This window comes from Nonomuraea fuscirosea (assembly GCF_035917475.1).
GTDB classification, from domain to species: domain Bacteria; phylum Actinomycetota; class Actinomycetes; order Streptosporangiales; family Streptosporangiaceae; genus Nonomuraea; species Nonomuraea fuscirosea.
This window is the reverse complement of sequence record NZ_CP109074.1, coordinates 11086816-11100624: the sequence shown is the minus strand read 5'-3', so window position 1 is coordinate 11100624 and position 13809 is coordinate 11086816. Positions and strand designations below refer to the sequence as shown.

At 71.5% G+C, this 13809-nt stretch carries 12 protein-coding genes; 6 read left to right on the top strand and 6 right to left on the bottom strand.

Annotated features, from left to right (window positions below; genetic code table 11):
- Positions 1–7: 7 nt before the first annotated feature.
- The 3 genes from OIE67_RS51285 to OIE67_RS51275 are packed head-to-tail and all read right to left on the bottom strand — an operon-like array spanning position 8 to position 2297.
- Complete coding sequence (locus OIE67_RS51285; protein ID WP_326634367.1) at positions 8–562, bottom strand: GNAT family N-acetyltransferase; 555 nt, start codon at positions 560–562, stop codon at positions 8–10.
- Positions 563–587: 25 nt separating this feature from the next.
- On the bottom strand, positions 588–1640 hold the full coding sequence (locus OIE67_RS51280; RefSeq protein WP_326634365.1) for a quinone-dependent dihydroorotate dehydrogenase: 1053 nt from the start codon (positions 1638–1640) through the stop codon (positions 588–590).
- Between the two features lie 6 nt (positions 1641–1646).
- Complete coding sequence (locus OIE67_RS51275; RefSeq protein WP_326634363.1) at positions 1647–2297, bottom strand: response regulator transcription factor; 651 nt, start codon at positions 2295–2297, stop codon at positions 1647–1649.
- Between the two features lie 19 nt (positions 2298–2316).
- Between OIE67_RS51275 and OIE67_RS51270 the strand changes: the two genes are divergently transcribed.
- Both OIE67_RS51270 and lpdA read left to right on the top strand, forming a co-directional pair.
- Positions 2317–2691, top strand: a complete 375-nt coding sequence (locus OIE67_RS51270; RefSeq protein ID WP_326634361.1) for a tautomerase family protein — start codon at positions 2317–2319, stop codon at positions 2689–2691.
- Positions 2692–2730: 39 nt separating this feature from the next.
- Positions 2731–4110, top strand: coding sequence for a dihydrolipoyl dehydrogenase (gene lpdA, locus OIE67_RS51265; protein WP_326634360.1), 1380 nt, complete (start codon positions 2731–2733; stop codon positions 4108–4110).
- Here lpdA and OIE67_RS51260 read toward each other — a convergent pair.
- Together OIE67_RS51260 and OIE67_RS51255 are read right to left on the bottom strand one after the other, a co-directional pair.
- The gene (locus OIE67_RS51260) at positions 4100–4981 is read right to left on the bottom strand and encodes a hypothetical protein (protein WP_326634358.1); all 882 of its coding nucleotides are present in this window, start codon (positions 4979–4981) and stop codon (positions 4100–4102) included. The two genes, lpdA and OIE67_RS51260, sit on opposite strands and share 11 nt — an antisense overlap.
- Positions 4965–5162: a hypothetical protein gene (locus tag OIE67_RS51255; RefSeq protein WP_326634356.1), complete on the bottom strand. Its 198-nt coding sequence runs from the start codon at positions 5160–5162 to the stop codon at positions 4965–4967. Before OIE67_RS51255 ends, OIE67_RS51260 begins: the two co-directional genes overlap by 17 nt.
- Positions 5163–5411: 249 nt before the next feature.
- Between OIE67_RS51255 and OIE67_RS51250 the strand changes: the two genes are divergently transcribed.
- The 3 genes from OIE67_RS51250 to OIE67_RS51240 all read left to right on the top strand — a co-directional run bounded on the left by OIE67_RS51250 (position 5412) and on the right by OIE67_RS51240 (position 10662).
- On the top strand, positions 5412–5906 hold the full coding sequence (locus OIE67_RS51250; RefSeq protein WP_326634354.1) for a hypothetical protein: 495 nt from the start codon (positions 5412–5414) through the stop codon (positions 5904–5906).
- Between the two features lie 199 nt (positions 5907–6105).
- Entirely contained in the window at positions 6106–6912 is an 807-nt protein-coding gene (locus OIE67_RS51245; protein WP_326634352.1) for a hypothetical protein, read from the top strand.
- A gap of 153 nt (positions 6913–7065) precedes the next feature.
- The gene (locus OIE67_RS51240; RefSeq protein WP_326634350.1) at positions 7066–10662 is read left to right on the top strand and encodes a S8 family peptidase; all 3597 of its coding nucleotides are present in this window, start codon (positions 7066–7068) and stop codon (positions 10660–10662) included.
- A gap of 9 nt (positions 10663–10671) precedes the next feature.
- Here the strand turns inward: OIE67_RS51240 and OIE67_RS51235 are convergent, their stop codons facing one another.
- Positions 10672–11649, bottom strand: a complete 978-nt coding sequence (locus tag OIE67_RS51235; protein ID WP_326634348.1) for a helix-turn-helix domain-containing protein — start codon at positions 11647–11649, stop codon at positions 10672–10674.
- A gap of 132 nt (positions 11650–11781) precedes the next feature.
- Between OIE67_RS51235 and OIE67_RS51230 the strand changes: the two genes are divergently transcribed.
- Positions 11782–13809: a cellulose binding domain-containing protein gene (locus tag OIE67_RS51230; protein WP_326634347.1), complete on the top strand. Its 2028-nt coding sequence runs from the start codon at positions 11782–11784 to the stop codon at positions 13807–13809.

Genomic DNA, 13809 nt, shown 5'->3' with positions numbered 1-13809 from the left:
AGGACCGTCAGAAGGCCGGCCGGTCGTTGAGTATGCGCTGGAACAGCCGGTGGTCCTGCCAGCGGCCGTCGATCTCCAGGTAGCGCGGGGCGGTGCCGTACGCCTCGAAGCCGGCCTTGCGCAGGACGCTCTGGGAGGCGGCGTTGTCGAGCAGCGTGCTCGCCGCCACCCGGTGCAGCCCCACCTCCTGGTCGGCCATGCGGCACACCTCGCGCACGGCCAGGGTGGCCAGGCCGCGGCCGGTGTGGCCGGCGTCGGTCCAGTAGCCGAGGTCGCCGCTTAGCCACGGGCCCCTGACGATGTTGCTGAGCGTCATGCGGCCCACCACGCTCTCGCCCTCGGCCAGCACCCACGCCACCGCCTGACCCGCGGCCTGCTGCTCCAGCAGGCTCGTGAGCCGCCTGGTCTGCCCCCGCTCGGTGAAGAACTCCTCCGGCCTGCGCGGCTCCCAGCGCCGCAGGTGCTCGCGGTTGCGCAGGTAAGCGTCCAGCAGGGGCCGCGCGTCGTGCTCGGTGACGGGGCGGAGCACGACGTCGCCGGCGAGCTTGACTTCTTCGATCACCGCTCCACGATAGGCCGACACGTCGTCACGCCGTGCGGCCGACGGCCTCCGTGACGGACTTGAGCCCGTGCCGGTGCACCCGGCGCAGCAGCTGGCGGTGGATGCGCGCGGCCCACAGCGGGCCGCCGTAGATCCAGCCCGTGTAGCCCTGGACCAGGGTCGCGCCGGCGAGGATGCGTTCCCAGACGTCGTCCACGTCCTCGACCCCGCCCGCCGACACCAGCGTCAGGCGGTCGCCGACCTTGGCGCGCAGGCGCCGCAGGACCTCCAGCGAGCGCTCCTTGAGCGGGCGGCCCGACAGGCCGCCGGTCTCGCCGCCGTGCCTGATCGTGGTGTTGGTCGCGATGATGCCGTCGAGGCCCAGCTCCAGGGCCAGCTCGGCGACCGCGTCGACGTCCTCGTCGGCCAGGTCGGGCGCGATCTTGACCAGCAGCGGGGTACGCCGCGGCGTCGCGTCGGCGACCTGCTTGACCGCCGTGAGCAGCGGGCGCAGCAGCGAGACCGCCTGCAGGTTGCGCAGCCCCGGCGTGTTGGGCGAGCTGACGTTGACCACCAGGTAGTCGGCCAGCGGGGCGAGCTTCCTGGCGCTGGCCACGTAGTCGGCGGTGGCCTCGGACTCGGGGACGACCTTGGTCTTGCCGATGTTCACCCCGACGACCACGGGGATGCCGCGAGGGCGGCGCAGCCTGCGCGCGGCGGCGTGGGCGCCGTCGTTGTTGAAGCCCATCCGGTTGATCACTGCCCGCTCGCGGACCAGCCGGAACAGGCGGGGGCGCGGGTTGCCCGGCTGGCCGTGCGCGGTGATGGTGCCGACCTCGACGTGGCCGAAGCCGAGCGCGGCGATGCCCTCGGCGCACGCGGCGTCCTTGTCGAAGCCGGCCGCCAGACCGAGCGGCCCGGGGAAGTGCACGCCGAACGCGCTCACCCGCAGGGCCGGGTCGTGCGGCGCGAACGCCCGGTGCAGCAGCCGCTTGAGCAGCGGCAGCCGCGCGAGGAGCGCGAGGGCGCTCACGGTGAGACGGTGCACGGCCTCGGCGTCGAAACGCCGCAAGACCTGCGAGAACACGAGGCGATACATCACGCGTCAGGCTATCAAGCCGGCCTCGTGGGCGATGATCGCGGCCTGTACGCGGTTGCGCACGTCGAGCCTGGTCAAGATGGCGCTCACGTACGCCTTCACGGTGCCCTCCACGATGTGCAGCCTGCGGGCGATCTCCGCGTTGGACATCCCTGCGCCGAGCAGGGCGAGCACCTCGCGCTCGCGTTCGGTGAGCGCCGCGATGCGGTCGCGGGCCGCCGCGCCCCTGGCCATCTTCCCGCCCGCGAGCTGGGTGATGACGCGCTGGGCGACCTTCGGAGACAGGTACGCCGCCCCGTCGGCCACCGCGTGGATGCCGGCGATGAGCTCGCGCGGGTCACCCGACTTGAGCAGGAACCCGCTGGCCCCCACGTCGAGCGCCTTGGCGATGTAGTCGTCCTCCCCGAACGTGGTCAGCATCACCACCGCGGTGCCCGGCGCGACCCTGCGCAGCTCGGCCGCGGCGGCCAGCCCGTCGAGCCTCGGCATGCGGATGTCGAGCAGCGCCACGTCGGGGTGGTGGCTGATGGCCAGGTCCACCGCCTGCCTGCCGTCTCCCGCCTCCGCCACGACGTCCAGCTCGGGATCGGACTGGAGGATCGCCCGGACCCCCGCTCTGATCATGGCCTCGTCGTCGGCCAGCAGTATGCGGATCACGCCCTCTATATTGGCCGACATGGCTCAGGTGAAGGTGTACGGGCGCAGGGACGTGTGGGCGGGACGGCAGCGGGAGGTCTCCGACCTCATTCAGTCGTGCCTGGTGAGCGCGTGGGGGCTGCCGGAGGACAAGCGGTTCCACCGGTTCCTGCTGATGGACGCCGACGACTTCGTCTGCCCGGCGCGCAGCGAGCGCTACCTGATCATCGAGGTGATCTGCTTCACCGGCCGCAGCGAGGCCGCCAAGCGGGCGCTGATCAGGGAGATCTACGCCACCTCCGGTTACGACCCCCAGGACGTCGAGATCACGATCATCGAGATGCCCCGGGCGAACTGGGGGATCAGGGGTGTCCCCGCCGATGAGCTCGACCTGTCGTACAAGGTAGAGGTCTGAGGTCGGGGACAGGTACGGCCGGGCGGTATGGTCCGACTCATGAGCACTCACTATGACGTCGTCGTTCTCGGCGCGGGTCCGGGAGGATACACGGCCGCGGTCCGCGCCGCCCAGCTCGGACTGCGCACCGCGGTCGTCGAGGAGAAGTACTGGGGTGGCGTCTGCCTGAACGTGGGCTGCATCCCGTCCAAGGCGCTCCTGCGCAACGCCGAGCTGGCCCACATCTTCCACAGCGAGGCCAAGACCTTCGGCATCAGCGGCGAGGTCACCTTCGACTACGGCGCGGCCTTCCAGCGCAGCCGCAAGGTGGCCGACGGGCGGGTCAAGGGCGTTCACTACCTGATGAAGAAGAACGCCATCACCGAGTACGACGGCCGGGGCACCTTCCTCGACGCCAACACGCTCCAGGTGAACGGCGAGACGATCACGTTCTCCCACTGCATCATCGCCGCGGGCGCCACCACCAGGCTGATCCCCGGCACGCAGCTGTCGGAGCGGGTGGTGACGTACGAGGAGCAGATCCTCACCGAGGAGCTGCCGTCCAGCATCATCATCGCGGGCGCCGGCGCGATCGGGGTCGAGTTCGCGTACGTGCTGCACAACTACGGCGTGAAGGTGACGATCGTCGAGTTCCTCGACCGGGTCGTGCCGCTGGAGGACGAGGAGGTGTCGGCCGAGCTGGCCAAGCGGTACAAGCGGCTCGGCATCGAGGTGCTGACCTCCACCCGCGTCGACGGCATCGAGGACACCGGCTCCTCCGTCAAGGTCACCGTCACCCGCGGCGACCAGACGCAGGTGCTGGAGGCCGACAAGGTCATGCAGGCCATCGGGTTCCAGCCGCGCGTCGACGGCTACGGGCTGGAGAAGACCGGCGTGGAGCTGACCGACCGGGGCGCCATCGCGGTCGACGGGCGGTGCCGGACGAGCGTGCCGCACATCTACGCCATCGGCGACGTCACGGCCAAGCTGATGCTGGCCCACGCGGCCGAGTCCATGGGCATCATCGCCGCCGAGACGATCGCCGACGCGGAGACCATGGAGCTCGACTACGTGATGATCCCGCGGGCGACGTACTGCCAGCCGCAGGTGGCCAGCTTCGGCTACACCGAGGCGCAGGCCCGCGAGCTGGGTTATGACGTGAAGGTGGCGAAGTTCCCGTTCACCGCGAACGGCAAGGCGCACGGCCTGGGCGACTCGGCCGGCTTCGTCAAGATCATCAGTGACAACACGCACGGTGAGCTGCTCGGGGCCCACCTGATCGGGCCCGAGGTCACCGAGCTGCTGCCGGAGCTGACCCTGGCGCAGCAGTGGGACCTGACGGTGCACGAGGTGGCGCGCAACGTGCACGCGCACCCGACGCTCGGCGAGGCGGTCAAGGAGGCCGTCCACGGGCTCGCCGGACACATGATCAACATGTAGCGGACCCTTCGATGCCGCCGTCCGGGTGCGGACCCGGGGCGTTGCCCGCGCGTAAGCCGGCCGCGCCCGGTCCTGAGGCGTCGTCCGTGTGCAGGCCGGCGGTCAGGGCGGCGGCCTCGGCCGTGAGGGCGCGCAGGTCGGAGATGTCGTCGGCGCGGGCCAGCAGGTCGAGATACCGGTCGTCGCTCCTGCGCAGGTCACCGGCGCGCAGCGCGGAGTCGGCCGCGCGCACCTGGTCCGCGTACGCCTCCAGCTCCCGCACCCGCTCGGTGACCGCGGCCACCGAGCGGCGCAGCGCCTCCTGCTGGGGACGCAGCACGGCGGCCAGGCCGGGGGTCATCACCTCGCCGAGCGCCTCGGCCTGCTCGGCCCGCAGGTCAGCGTGGACGCGGACGAGGCCGGCGATCTCCCACAGGTGCCGGGGCAGCACGACGTCGTTGGCGACGGCGTCCAGCAGGCCCAGGCGCTGCGCGCGGGAGCCGGACACGTCCCCGACGGCCCGCCTGGCCCGGGCGAGCAGGTCGAGTGCGGGGTCGTCGAGGGTGGCCGGGATGACGTAGCGGCCCGCGTACCGACGGGACAGCCGCGTCCCCTCGTGGGAGCGGGCCACGCCGGTGCAGACGATCGCGACGAACAGCAGCATCATGGCGGCCAGCATCGCGCTCCCGCGGCCGGTTCCCCCCGCCACCCCGGCCAGCGCCACGGCGGCCGTGGCCGACAGGACCGCCCCGGCGGCGAACAGACGGCGCACCCATCGGGGCGGCTCCGGATCGGGCCGGGCGAGCAGCGCCGGCAGCGCGACGGCCAGCCGCCGCCGGTCCCCCTCGGGGATCTCCGGATCGACGATCGGCTGCTCAATCCAGTTCTCCACCCGGCGTCACCCACCTCATCAAGAACGTGTAGTGATCGACCCGCCAGCCCTCCTTGTCGAGGTCCCGATGGGCCACGACCTCGGCGCCGAACCCGGCCGCGCGCGCCGGCGAGCGCAGCTGCTCCAGGTCACCCGAAGTGCCGGCGGACATCAGCGGGCGGTGACGGCTCTGCTCGGTCATGGGGTCACTCTCCCTCCGGCGAGCGTCGAGAGCACGTGACTTCCGTGGCGCGACGGCGTACGTTCCGAGCACACCGCGCACGGCCGTTCCGTTCTACCAGGCCGGTGTGCGGATGTCGTGAAGATCTCGTGCAGCCGTACGCGGGGGCGAGTTCTCACCAGATCTTCAGAATTCGCTGAGACTCCTCTGAGGATGCCTGGAGACGTTGGAGGCGGACGAAGACCCCTCGCACGGACGGTGGTCCCGCACATGACCTCTACTCCCCCTGAAACGACCGAGCGGCCGACCCGCCGCCGCGCACCGGCCGGCACCACGATGCTGCGGCTGGGGCTGCTGGCGCTGGTCGTGATCGGCGTTCTGGGCGCCGCTCTCGAACTCGCCTTCGAGCGTCACTGGCAGACCCCCACCCAGCTGATCCCCTGGGCCGCGCTGGCGCTGCTCGTGGTGGCGCTGATCCTGCTGGCGGTACGCGACTCGGGCAGCGCGTTGACCGTGGCGCGCGTGCTGGCCGCCGTCGTGCTGGTGGCGTCGGCGTACGGCGTGTTCGTGCACGTGTCGGTCAACCACGGCATGGGCGCGGTGGACGCCGGCTGGGACGCCTACTCGCCGCTCACCCAGTGGTGGTACGCGCTGACGAAGTCGGTCGGGGCGGCGCCGCCGCTCGCGCCCGGCATGCTGGCCCAGAGCGCGCTGCTTCTGCTGCTGGCCAGCGTGACCCCGAAGAGGCGGCAGAACCTCACCTGACCGCTCCGGCTCCGCGCCGGCGTCCCTCCACGGGGGCGCCGGCGTCGCCTTTTCAGCCGGCGTCCGTCCCCGGCACCCGCGTCTCTGAACACCAGCTAGACGATTTCGTACTTTTCCGAAACTTCCCGGCTGTTATCCGCGTCACATTGAGGCAAGCTTTGTGACAACTGAGGCTGGTGAAGTTGTGGCATTACGTCGCATGGTCATCGCCGCTGCCGTCATGGCAGCCACCGCGATCAGCGCCGACGGGGCCGCCGCCAAGGTGGCGGCCGGTCCGGCGATCCGGGCGGCTCCTGTGGTGCCGGCGGTCCAATCCGTCGGAACCGCTCCCCCGGCCGCGACCGGCACGCCCATCGCGGCTCCCGTGGCGGCGGCCAAGGCGGAGGCGGAGCCGGTGTGCGCGCGGCTCAAGGGGGTCGAGGCGTGCGTGGGGCCCGACAGCAGCAGCCGTCCGGGGGTCACGGTCGAGGACACCCGGGACGACCACATGCATCCGGCGGTCGAGTACTACCTGAACGGCTACCTGGGCACCAAGTACGTCATCCACAACCTGGGCCGCAAGGGCGAGGTACGCGGCAGCCGGGAGATCGGCAAGGTCGTGACCTTCCGGGCCGCCCTCTACCGGGGTGACCGCCGGGTCGGCTACGGCCGCTGGAAGACCGTACGAAATGTCGCGAAATATCCCGTCAAGCGCGACTCCCGCACCACCCCCGCGGCCGCCCGCGCCAAGTCCGAGGTGTGCACCGCCACCAAGGGCGCGGCGAGCGTGTGCTTCGCCGAGCGGCACACCTTCGTCTACGCCTGCGACACCGGCGCCGACCGCTACCAGGCCCGCGCCGAGTACTTCGTGGGCGGCGACCCGACCACCCGTTACGAGATCCACCAGCTGGCCGGCGCCGGCACGTGCGGCAAGGCCGAGCACGGCGACCTGTCCATCAGCATGTACCGGGCCTCGCTGTTCGACGAGAACCACCGCAAGGGCACGCGCCTGTACAAGTACAACTGAGCCACCGGCGGGCAGTGGGCGGGCGCATCGCCCGCCCACGAGCTGTCGTGTTCATGACATGTCGCCCTTTGACCAGGACAAAAGACTCCTCCGCGCGCGCGTGATCCCTCATTCTCATGAGCGACTGAAGCAGCACGACAGATCGGTTCGCTCATGAGATGGATCCCCCGCCTCGCCGCCGCCGGCGTGGGCCTGGCGATGCTCGCCGTCCCGGTGCCCGCGCAGGCCGCGGAGCCAGGGCCCGCGCAAGGCGGAGAGCTGCACCGGGTCACGCTGATCACCGGTGACGTGGTGACCGTACAGGAGTTCGCCGGCGGAAAGCGCGCCGCGACCGTGGAACCCGGAAAGGGAAGGGAGGCCGTCAGGTTCTTCACCAAGGAGGAGAACGGCGACCTGATGATCACGCCGGCCGACATGGTTCCGTACCTGTCGCGCGGGCTGATGGACGAGCGGCTGTTCTCGGTCGGTGAGCTGATCGAGCAGGGTTACGACGACGAGAGCAGCGACGTGCTGCCGCTCATCCTGGCCTACAAGGACCGCGGCGCCGAGGCCGTCACCCTGCACAGCGTGAACGCGCGCGCGATGCGGGCCGACAAGGACGCCCTGCCCACCCTGTGGAGCGACGGCGGCGAGCCGAAGCTGCGTGACGGGCTGGCCAAGGTGTGGCTGGACGGCAAGGTGAGCGCCTCGCTGGAGCACAGCGTGCCGCAGGTGGGCGCGCCGCAGGCGTGGCAGGACGGCTACGACGGCAAGGGCGTCAAGGTCGCGGTGCTGGACACCGGCATCGACGAGACCCACCCCGACGTCGCGGGCAAGATCACCCAGACCCGGAACTTCACCGCCGACCCGTCGGCCAAGGACGAGCACGGCCACGGCACCCACGTCGCCGCCACCGTGGCGGGCACCGGCGCGGGCTCGAACGGCCTGCGCAAAGGCGTCGCCCCCGGCGCCGAGCTGCTGATCGGCAAGGTCCTGGACAAGCAGGGCAGCGGCTCGGAGTCACAGGTGCTGGCCGGCATGGAGTGGGCGGCCCAGGAGAGCGGCGCCGACATCATCAGCATGAGCCTCGGCGGCGGCGCCACGGACGGCACCGACCCGCTCAGCGTCGCCGTGGACACGCTGACGGAGCAGACCGGCACCCTGTTCGTCATCGCGGCGGGCAACGAGGGCGACGCCTACACGGTCGGCTCCCCCGGCGCGGCCAGCTCTGCGCTGACCGTCGGCGCGGTGGACGGGAACGACGCGCTCGCGTCGTTCTCCAGCCGCGGCCCGCGCCTGGACGAGGCGATCAAACCGGACATCACCGCGCCCGGCGTCGGCATCACGGCCGCCAGGGCCGCGGGCACCGGCATCGGCACGCCCGTGGACGACTTCTACACCAAGCTCAACGGCACCTCCATGGCCACCCCGCACGTGGCGGGCGCGGCGGCCATCCTGGCCCAGCGCCACCCCGACTGGAAGGCCGGGCGACTCAAGGACGCTCTGGTGTCCACGGCGAAGACGATCGCCGGTCAGACGCCGTTCGAGCAGGGCGGCGGACGCCTCGACGTGCCGCGGGCCCTGCGCCAGGCGGTCACGGCCACCGCCTCGATCAGCATGGGCGTGCACGAGGACGGTGACACCGGCACCCCCGGCGGCACGATCACGTACACGAACTCGGGTGAGTCCCCCGTGACGCTCACGCTCGCCCCCGTGCTGACCAACCTGGACGGGACCACCCCCGGCGAGGGCGCCGTGACGCTGTCGGCGACGACGCTGACGGTCGAGCCGGGAGCGAGCGCGACCGCGCGGCTCAGCGTGGACCTGGCCAAGCTGAACCACGGCCGGCACGCCGGCTACGTCACCGCCACCACGGCCGACGGCGCGGCCGTCGCACACACCACGATCGCGCTGACGCGCCGCGGCAAGACGCGCACGGTGCACTTCACCGGTGTCGAGCGCGACGGCAACGCCGCCCGGGTGCCGCTCATCGCCCTGTACGGCGCCAGCAGCCTGGACGACGCCTACGGCTACATCCTCAAGGAGAACGAGGGCTGGACGGTGGAGGTGCCTGAGGGCACGTACCACATGCAGGCCATCATGGGGGAGACGCACGACGAGCTGCCCGTCGACTCCCTCGTCGTCGTCCCCGAGCTGCGGGTCGACAAGGACCTGGAGGTCGTCCTCGACGCCAGGACCGCCGTGCCGATCGAGATCAGGACCTCGCAGCCGGTGGCGCAGGACGGCATCGCCACCTACTTCACCCACCGCGAGTACGGCAACCGCAAGATCAGCCTCGGCGCCATGAACTTCCCCTCGGTCGAGCAGCTCGCGGTCACCCCCACCAAGCCGGTGACCAACGGCACCTTCGAGTTCGCCTCCCGCTGGCAGCTGGCCGCGCCCCGCGTGACGGCCAAGCTCGGGCGGGACGATCTGGTGGTGCGGCCGACGATCAGGTCGCCGCGGATCGAGGGCACCAAGCGCCTGCCGCTGGCGGACGGCGCGGCCGGCACCAAGCTGAAGGGCAAGGCCGCGGTCATCACCAGCGAGTCCTTCGGCGACTGGACCGGCAAGCTCGACGCGCTGGCCGCGGCCGGCGCGGCGGCGGCGGTCGTGGTCGGGCCCGACGGGCGCGCGATGTGGCAGCCCTGGCAGCCGACCGGCGACCGGGACCCGCTGCCCACGCTGATGATCACCCATGACCGTGGTCAGGAGCTGCTGAAGCAGGCGCGGGCGGGCCGCGGCACGCTGGAGGTGAAGGGCGCGTTCGACACCCCGTACCTGTACGAGGTCATGCAGGTCGCCCAGGGCCGGGTGCCCGCGCGCATCGTGCACGAGGTGAACTGGCGCAACACCGCCCTGGTGAGCTCCGGCTACCACGAGTCGGGCGGCGAGCGCTACGGCAAGGACCAGCGCTTCGGCTGGCGACCCTGGCAGGGGTACGACCTGGGCCTGCAGATGGAGACCCAGCGCATCGTGCCGACGCCGCTGAGCAGGGCCGAGTACGTCAGCTCCGGCGACACCCAGTGGCAGCACGTCGTCCAGCACATGCTCACCTGGGAGTCCAGCAGCCGGCTGCGCGGCGGCGTGACCGACGCGCCGCGGTCGTACCGGGCGGGCGAGGTCGTCAAGGAGAACTGGTTCGGCCCGGTCGTCCGCCCGGCGGCGCTCGAGTCCACCCGCATGGGCGACGTGCTCTCGCTGCACGTCCCCGAGTTCGTGGACAGGAACGGCCATTACGGCTACACCGGCGGCAGCGGCGACAAGGACACCAGCACGGCCCGCATCCTGCGTGACGGGCAGCTGGTGGAGGAGCGCGCCAACCTGCGCGGCACGTTCGAGACCGTCGCGCAGAACGCCGAGTACCGCCTGGAGCTGGCCACGACCAGGACCTCGGAGGAGTGGCGCTACGCCACCGCCACCCGGTCGGCGTGGACGTTCAGGTCGGCCCGCACCGAGGGAGCCAAGGCGCTCCCCCTGCTCGGCGTGGACTACGACGTGCCCGCCGACCTGGAAGGCAGGGTGCCCAGGACGCTGCCCGTCCCGATCGGTTTCACCGCCCGCCAGGCGCGCAAGCTGACGGCCGAGCTGTCCTACGACGACGGGAAGTCCTGGCACCGCCTGGCGCTCGTCCCGCTCGGCCAGGGCCGCTACACGACACTGGTCGCGCACCGCGCCACCTCGGCCGGGGTGTCCCTGCGGGTCACCGCGACGGGCGCGTCGGGCGAGAAGTTCGAGCAGACCGTGACCCGGGCGTACGGGGTCAAGTAGTCAGATAGGTCACAACCAGCGCTCGCGGGCCGCATGCCAGGCAAGTTGCATCCTGGTCTGCGCGCCCGCGAGCCGCATCAGGTGGTAGACGCGGCGCTGCACCGTACGGAGGCTGAGCCCGAGCTGGCTCGCGATCGTCTTCTCCGGCACGCCCGCCACCAGCAGCGACAGCAGATAGAGCTCGTCGGCGTCCAGCGGGCAGGGCGGCGCCTCCGTGACCCGGCCGTCCTCCAGGAACCTGATCGGCGTGGCTCGCTCCCACTGGGCCTCGAACAGCGCGATCAGCGCCTCCAGCAGGCTGCTGCCGCGCACGAGTGCGGCCGTGGGCTCGGTCATCCCGCCCGCGTGCTGGACCAGCGGCAGCAGCGCGGTGGCCCGGTCGGCGATCATCATCCGCACCGGCAGCACCCGTACGGCGCGGGCCTGCTCGCCTAACTGGATCCCGTAGGCGACGTTGGCCACCATCCCCGGCTGCTCCAGCAGGGCCCGCTCGTAGATGACGCGGTAGCTCACGCCCCGGCCGAGCGCCTCCAGCTCCTCGGTGTTGTCCTCCGACGGCATCACCACGTGGCCGGCCCGGCAGAAGTAGAGGACCTCCTCCTTGGCGCTGTCCTGGAGGTGCCTGACCTGCTCGCGCAGCGCCTCCCTGCTCGGCAGCACCTCCACCAGGCCGTCGGCGTCCCTCCTGCGGGCGCTGGCCCGGTATTCCTCGGCCAGCTGCTCCACGGCCTGCCTGGCCCAGTCGATCGTCTCCTGCCGGCGTACGAGTCTGGGGCCGAGCGCCACATCCGGCGCCACCGGCGCGAACCTGCCGGGCGCCACCTCGCGGGCCAGGCCCGCGCTCCGCATGCCCGTCAGCGCCGCCTCCGCCGCCTCCTTGGTCAGGCCCAGTTCCTCGGCCAGGCCCGGAGCGTCCGCCTCGCCCGCCCGTACGAGCAGCCGGTACGCCCGCTCCTCCAGCTCACCCAGTCCGGCAACCTCCAACATGCCGTCCATCATGACAGCCGGCCTTTACTTGAAAGTTTCAGGCTTGATTGACGGGTTCCTGGTGCTCCCCTCAGGATCATGGTGCTTCGCACGAATCCCCCCGTTCCTGTGCGTTCATGGTGAGGTGCGCCGATGCGTAGAACCCTCGTACGAGCCCTGTCAGCCGCCGTCCTGACACTGGCCACCCTGAGCACCCCGGCCGCGCACGCCGACGGGGACGCGCCCGTCGAGGTCACCGTCAACGCCCGCGCCGCGCTCGCCACCGTCCCCGAGACGGGCCTCGGCGCGAACCACGCGATCTGGGACGCGAACCTGGGCACGAACGACACCGCCGACCTGCTCAAAAACGCGGGCATGAAGCTGCTGCGCTATCCCGGCGGCTCCTACTCCGACATCTACCACTGGGCCGACCACACCGCTCCCGGCGGTTACGTGGCGCCCGGCACCGACTTCGACACGTTCATGAGCGGCGTACGGCGGACCGGGGCGCAGGCGATGGTGACCGCCAACTACGGCACCGGCACCGCCGCGGAGGCCGCCGCCTGGGTGCGCCAGGCCAACATCGTCAAGAAGTACGGCGTCAAGTACTGGGAGATCGGCAACGAGAACTACGGCAACGGCCACTACGGCACCGCGTGGGAGGCCGACGAGCACGCCGACAAGAGCCCGGCCGAGTACGCCCGCCACGTCGTGGCCTACGCCGACGCGATGAAGGCCGTCGACCCCACCATCAAGATCGGCGCGGTGCTGACCACCCCCGCGAACTGGCCCGACGCGATCGTCGCCGAGGGCGACAGCGGCAGCTGGAACGAGGTCGTCCTCGCCACCGCCGGCTCGAAGATCGACTTCGTCGTCCTGCACTGGTACCCCGGCGCCCTCGACCGGGCCGGCCACGTCCCCGACATGATCCAGCTCACCCGCGAGCAGATCGCCCGGCACGCCGGCCCCGGCTCGGACCGGATCGGCATCGCGATGACCGAGTTCAACACCGGGAGCAGCAGCAACGGCAGCAACACCCAGCCCGGCGCCCTGGCCGCCGCCGACGCCTACGCCACGCTGCTGGCCGCCGGCGTGTTCACCGTCGACTGGTGGAACGTGCACAACGGCATCGGCGCGGTCACCGAGGTCGAGGGTCACACCGACTACGGCGACTTCGGCCTGCTGTCGAGCGCGGCCTGCACCTCGGACGGCAGCGTCTGCGAGCCCGCGCTCAACACCCCCTTCGCGCCGTACCACGCGCTGCGGATGATGAGCCGGTTCGCCCGCCCGGGCGACCGCTTCATCCGCGCCGCGACCGACCGGCCGGAGGTCACCGCTCACGCCGTCCGCCGTCCGAACGGCGACCTGGCCGTCCTGCTGATCAACACCTCGTCCACCACCTCCCACCCCGTGGCGATCGACTACGCCGGCTTCACCCCCGCCGCCGGCGCCCCCACCGTCCTGACCCACACGAACGGCGCCACCTCGATCACCACCACGACCACCGGCACCGCGACGAGCCAGACCCTGCCGCCGCTCTCCCTCACCACCGTCCTCCTGCGCCCGGCCACCCCACCCACCGGCCTGCCCGCCACCCCCGGCAAACCGTCCGCGACCGCCGTCACGGACACGACCGCCACGATCACCTGGCCCGCATCCAGGCCAGGGATCAAGTACGAGGTCCACCGCCAGAACGGAGCCGTCACCGAGCAGCTCGGCGAGACCACCGGCACCACCCTCACGGTCCGCAACCTCAAGCCCGGCACCCGCTACACCGTCAATGTGATCGCCAGGAACGCCGCCGGCGCCCAGTCGGAGCCCTCACCCCCGCTCACCTTCACCACCGGCACCCCCGCCACCAGCTCCTGCTCCGTCCGCCTGACCATCCAGACGGACTGGGCCAGCGGCTACGTCGCCGCCCTCGACCTCACCAACCACGGCGCCCCGGTCAGCGGCTGGACCCTGACGTTCGACTGGCCGCGACCGTGGCAGAAGCTGAGCAGCGGCTGGAGCGGCGTGTGGACGCAGACGGGCGCACAGGTCAAGGTCGTCAACGAGCCCGGCAACGGCACCCTCCCCACGGGCGCCACGACCACGATCGGCTACGTGGGCGACTACACCGGCCCGAACGTCCTCCCCAAGATCTTCACCCTGAACGGCGACACCTGCACCCTCCACTGA

Coding starts and splice junctions, on each gene's coding strand:
- OIE67_RS51240 (WP_326634350.1), top strand. CDS start 7,066: ATGAGATGGATCCCCCGCCTCGCCGCCGCCGGCGTGGGCCTGGCGATG.
- OIE67_RS51245 (WP_326634352.1), top strand. CDS start 6,106: ATGGTCATCGCCGCTGCCGTCATGGCAGCCACCGCGATCAGCGCCGAC.
- OIE67_RS51255 (WP_326634356.1), bottom strand. CDS start 5,162: ATGACCGAGCAGAGCCGTCACCGCCCGCTGATGTCCGCCGGCACTTCG.
- OIE67_RS51235 (WP_326634348.1), bottom strand. CDS start 11,649: ATGTTGGAGGTTGCCGGACTGGGTGAGCTGGAGGAGCGGGCGTACCGG.
- OIE67_RS51230 (WP_326634347.1), top strand. CDS start 11,782: ATGCGTAGAACCCTCGTACGAGCCCTGTCAGCCGCCGTCCTGACACTG.
- lpdA (WP_326634360.1), top strand. CDS start 2,731: ATGAGCACTCACTATGACGTCGTCGTTCTCGGCGCGGGTCCGGGAGGA.
- OIE67_RS51280 (WP_326634365.1), bottom strand. CDS start 1,640: ATGTATCGCCTCGTGTTCTCGCAGGTCTTGCGGCGTTTCGACGCCGAG.
- OIE67_RS51250 (WP_326634354.1), top strand. CDS start 5,412: ATGACCTCTACTCCCCCTGAAACGACCGAGCGGCCGACCCGCCGCCGC.
- OIE67_RS51270 (WP_326634361.1), top strand. CDS start 2,317: ATGGCTCAGGTGAAGGTGTACGGGCGCAGGGACGTGTGGGCGGGACGG.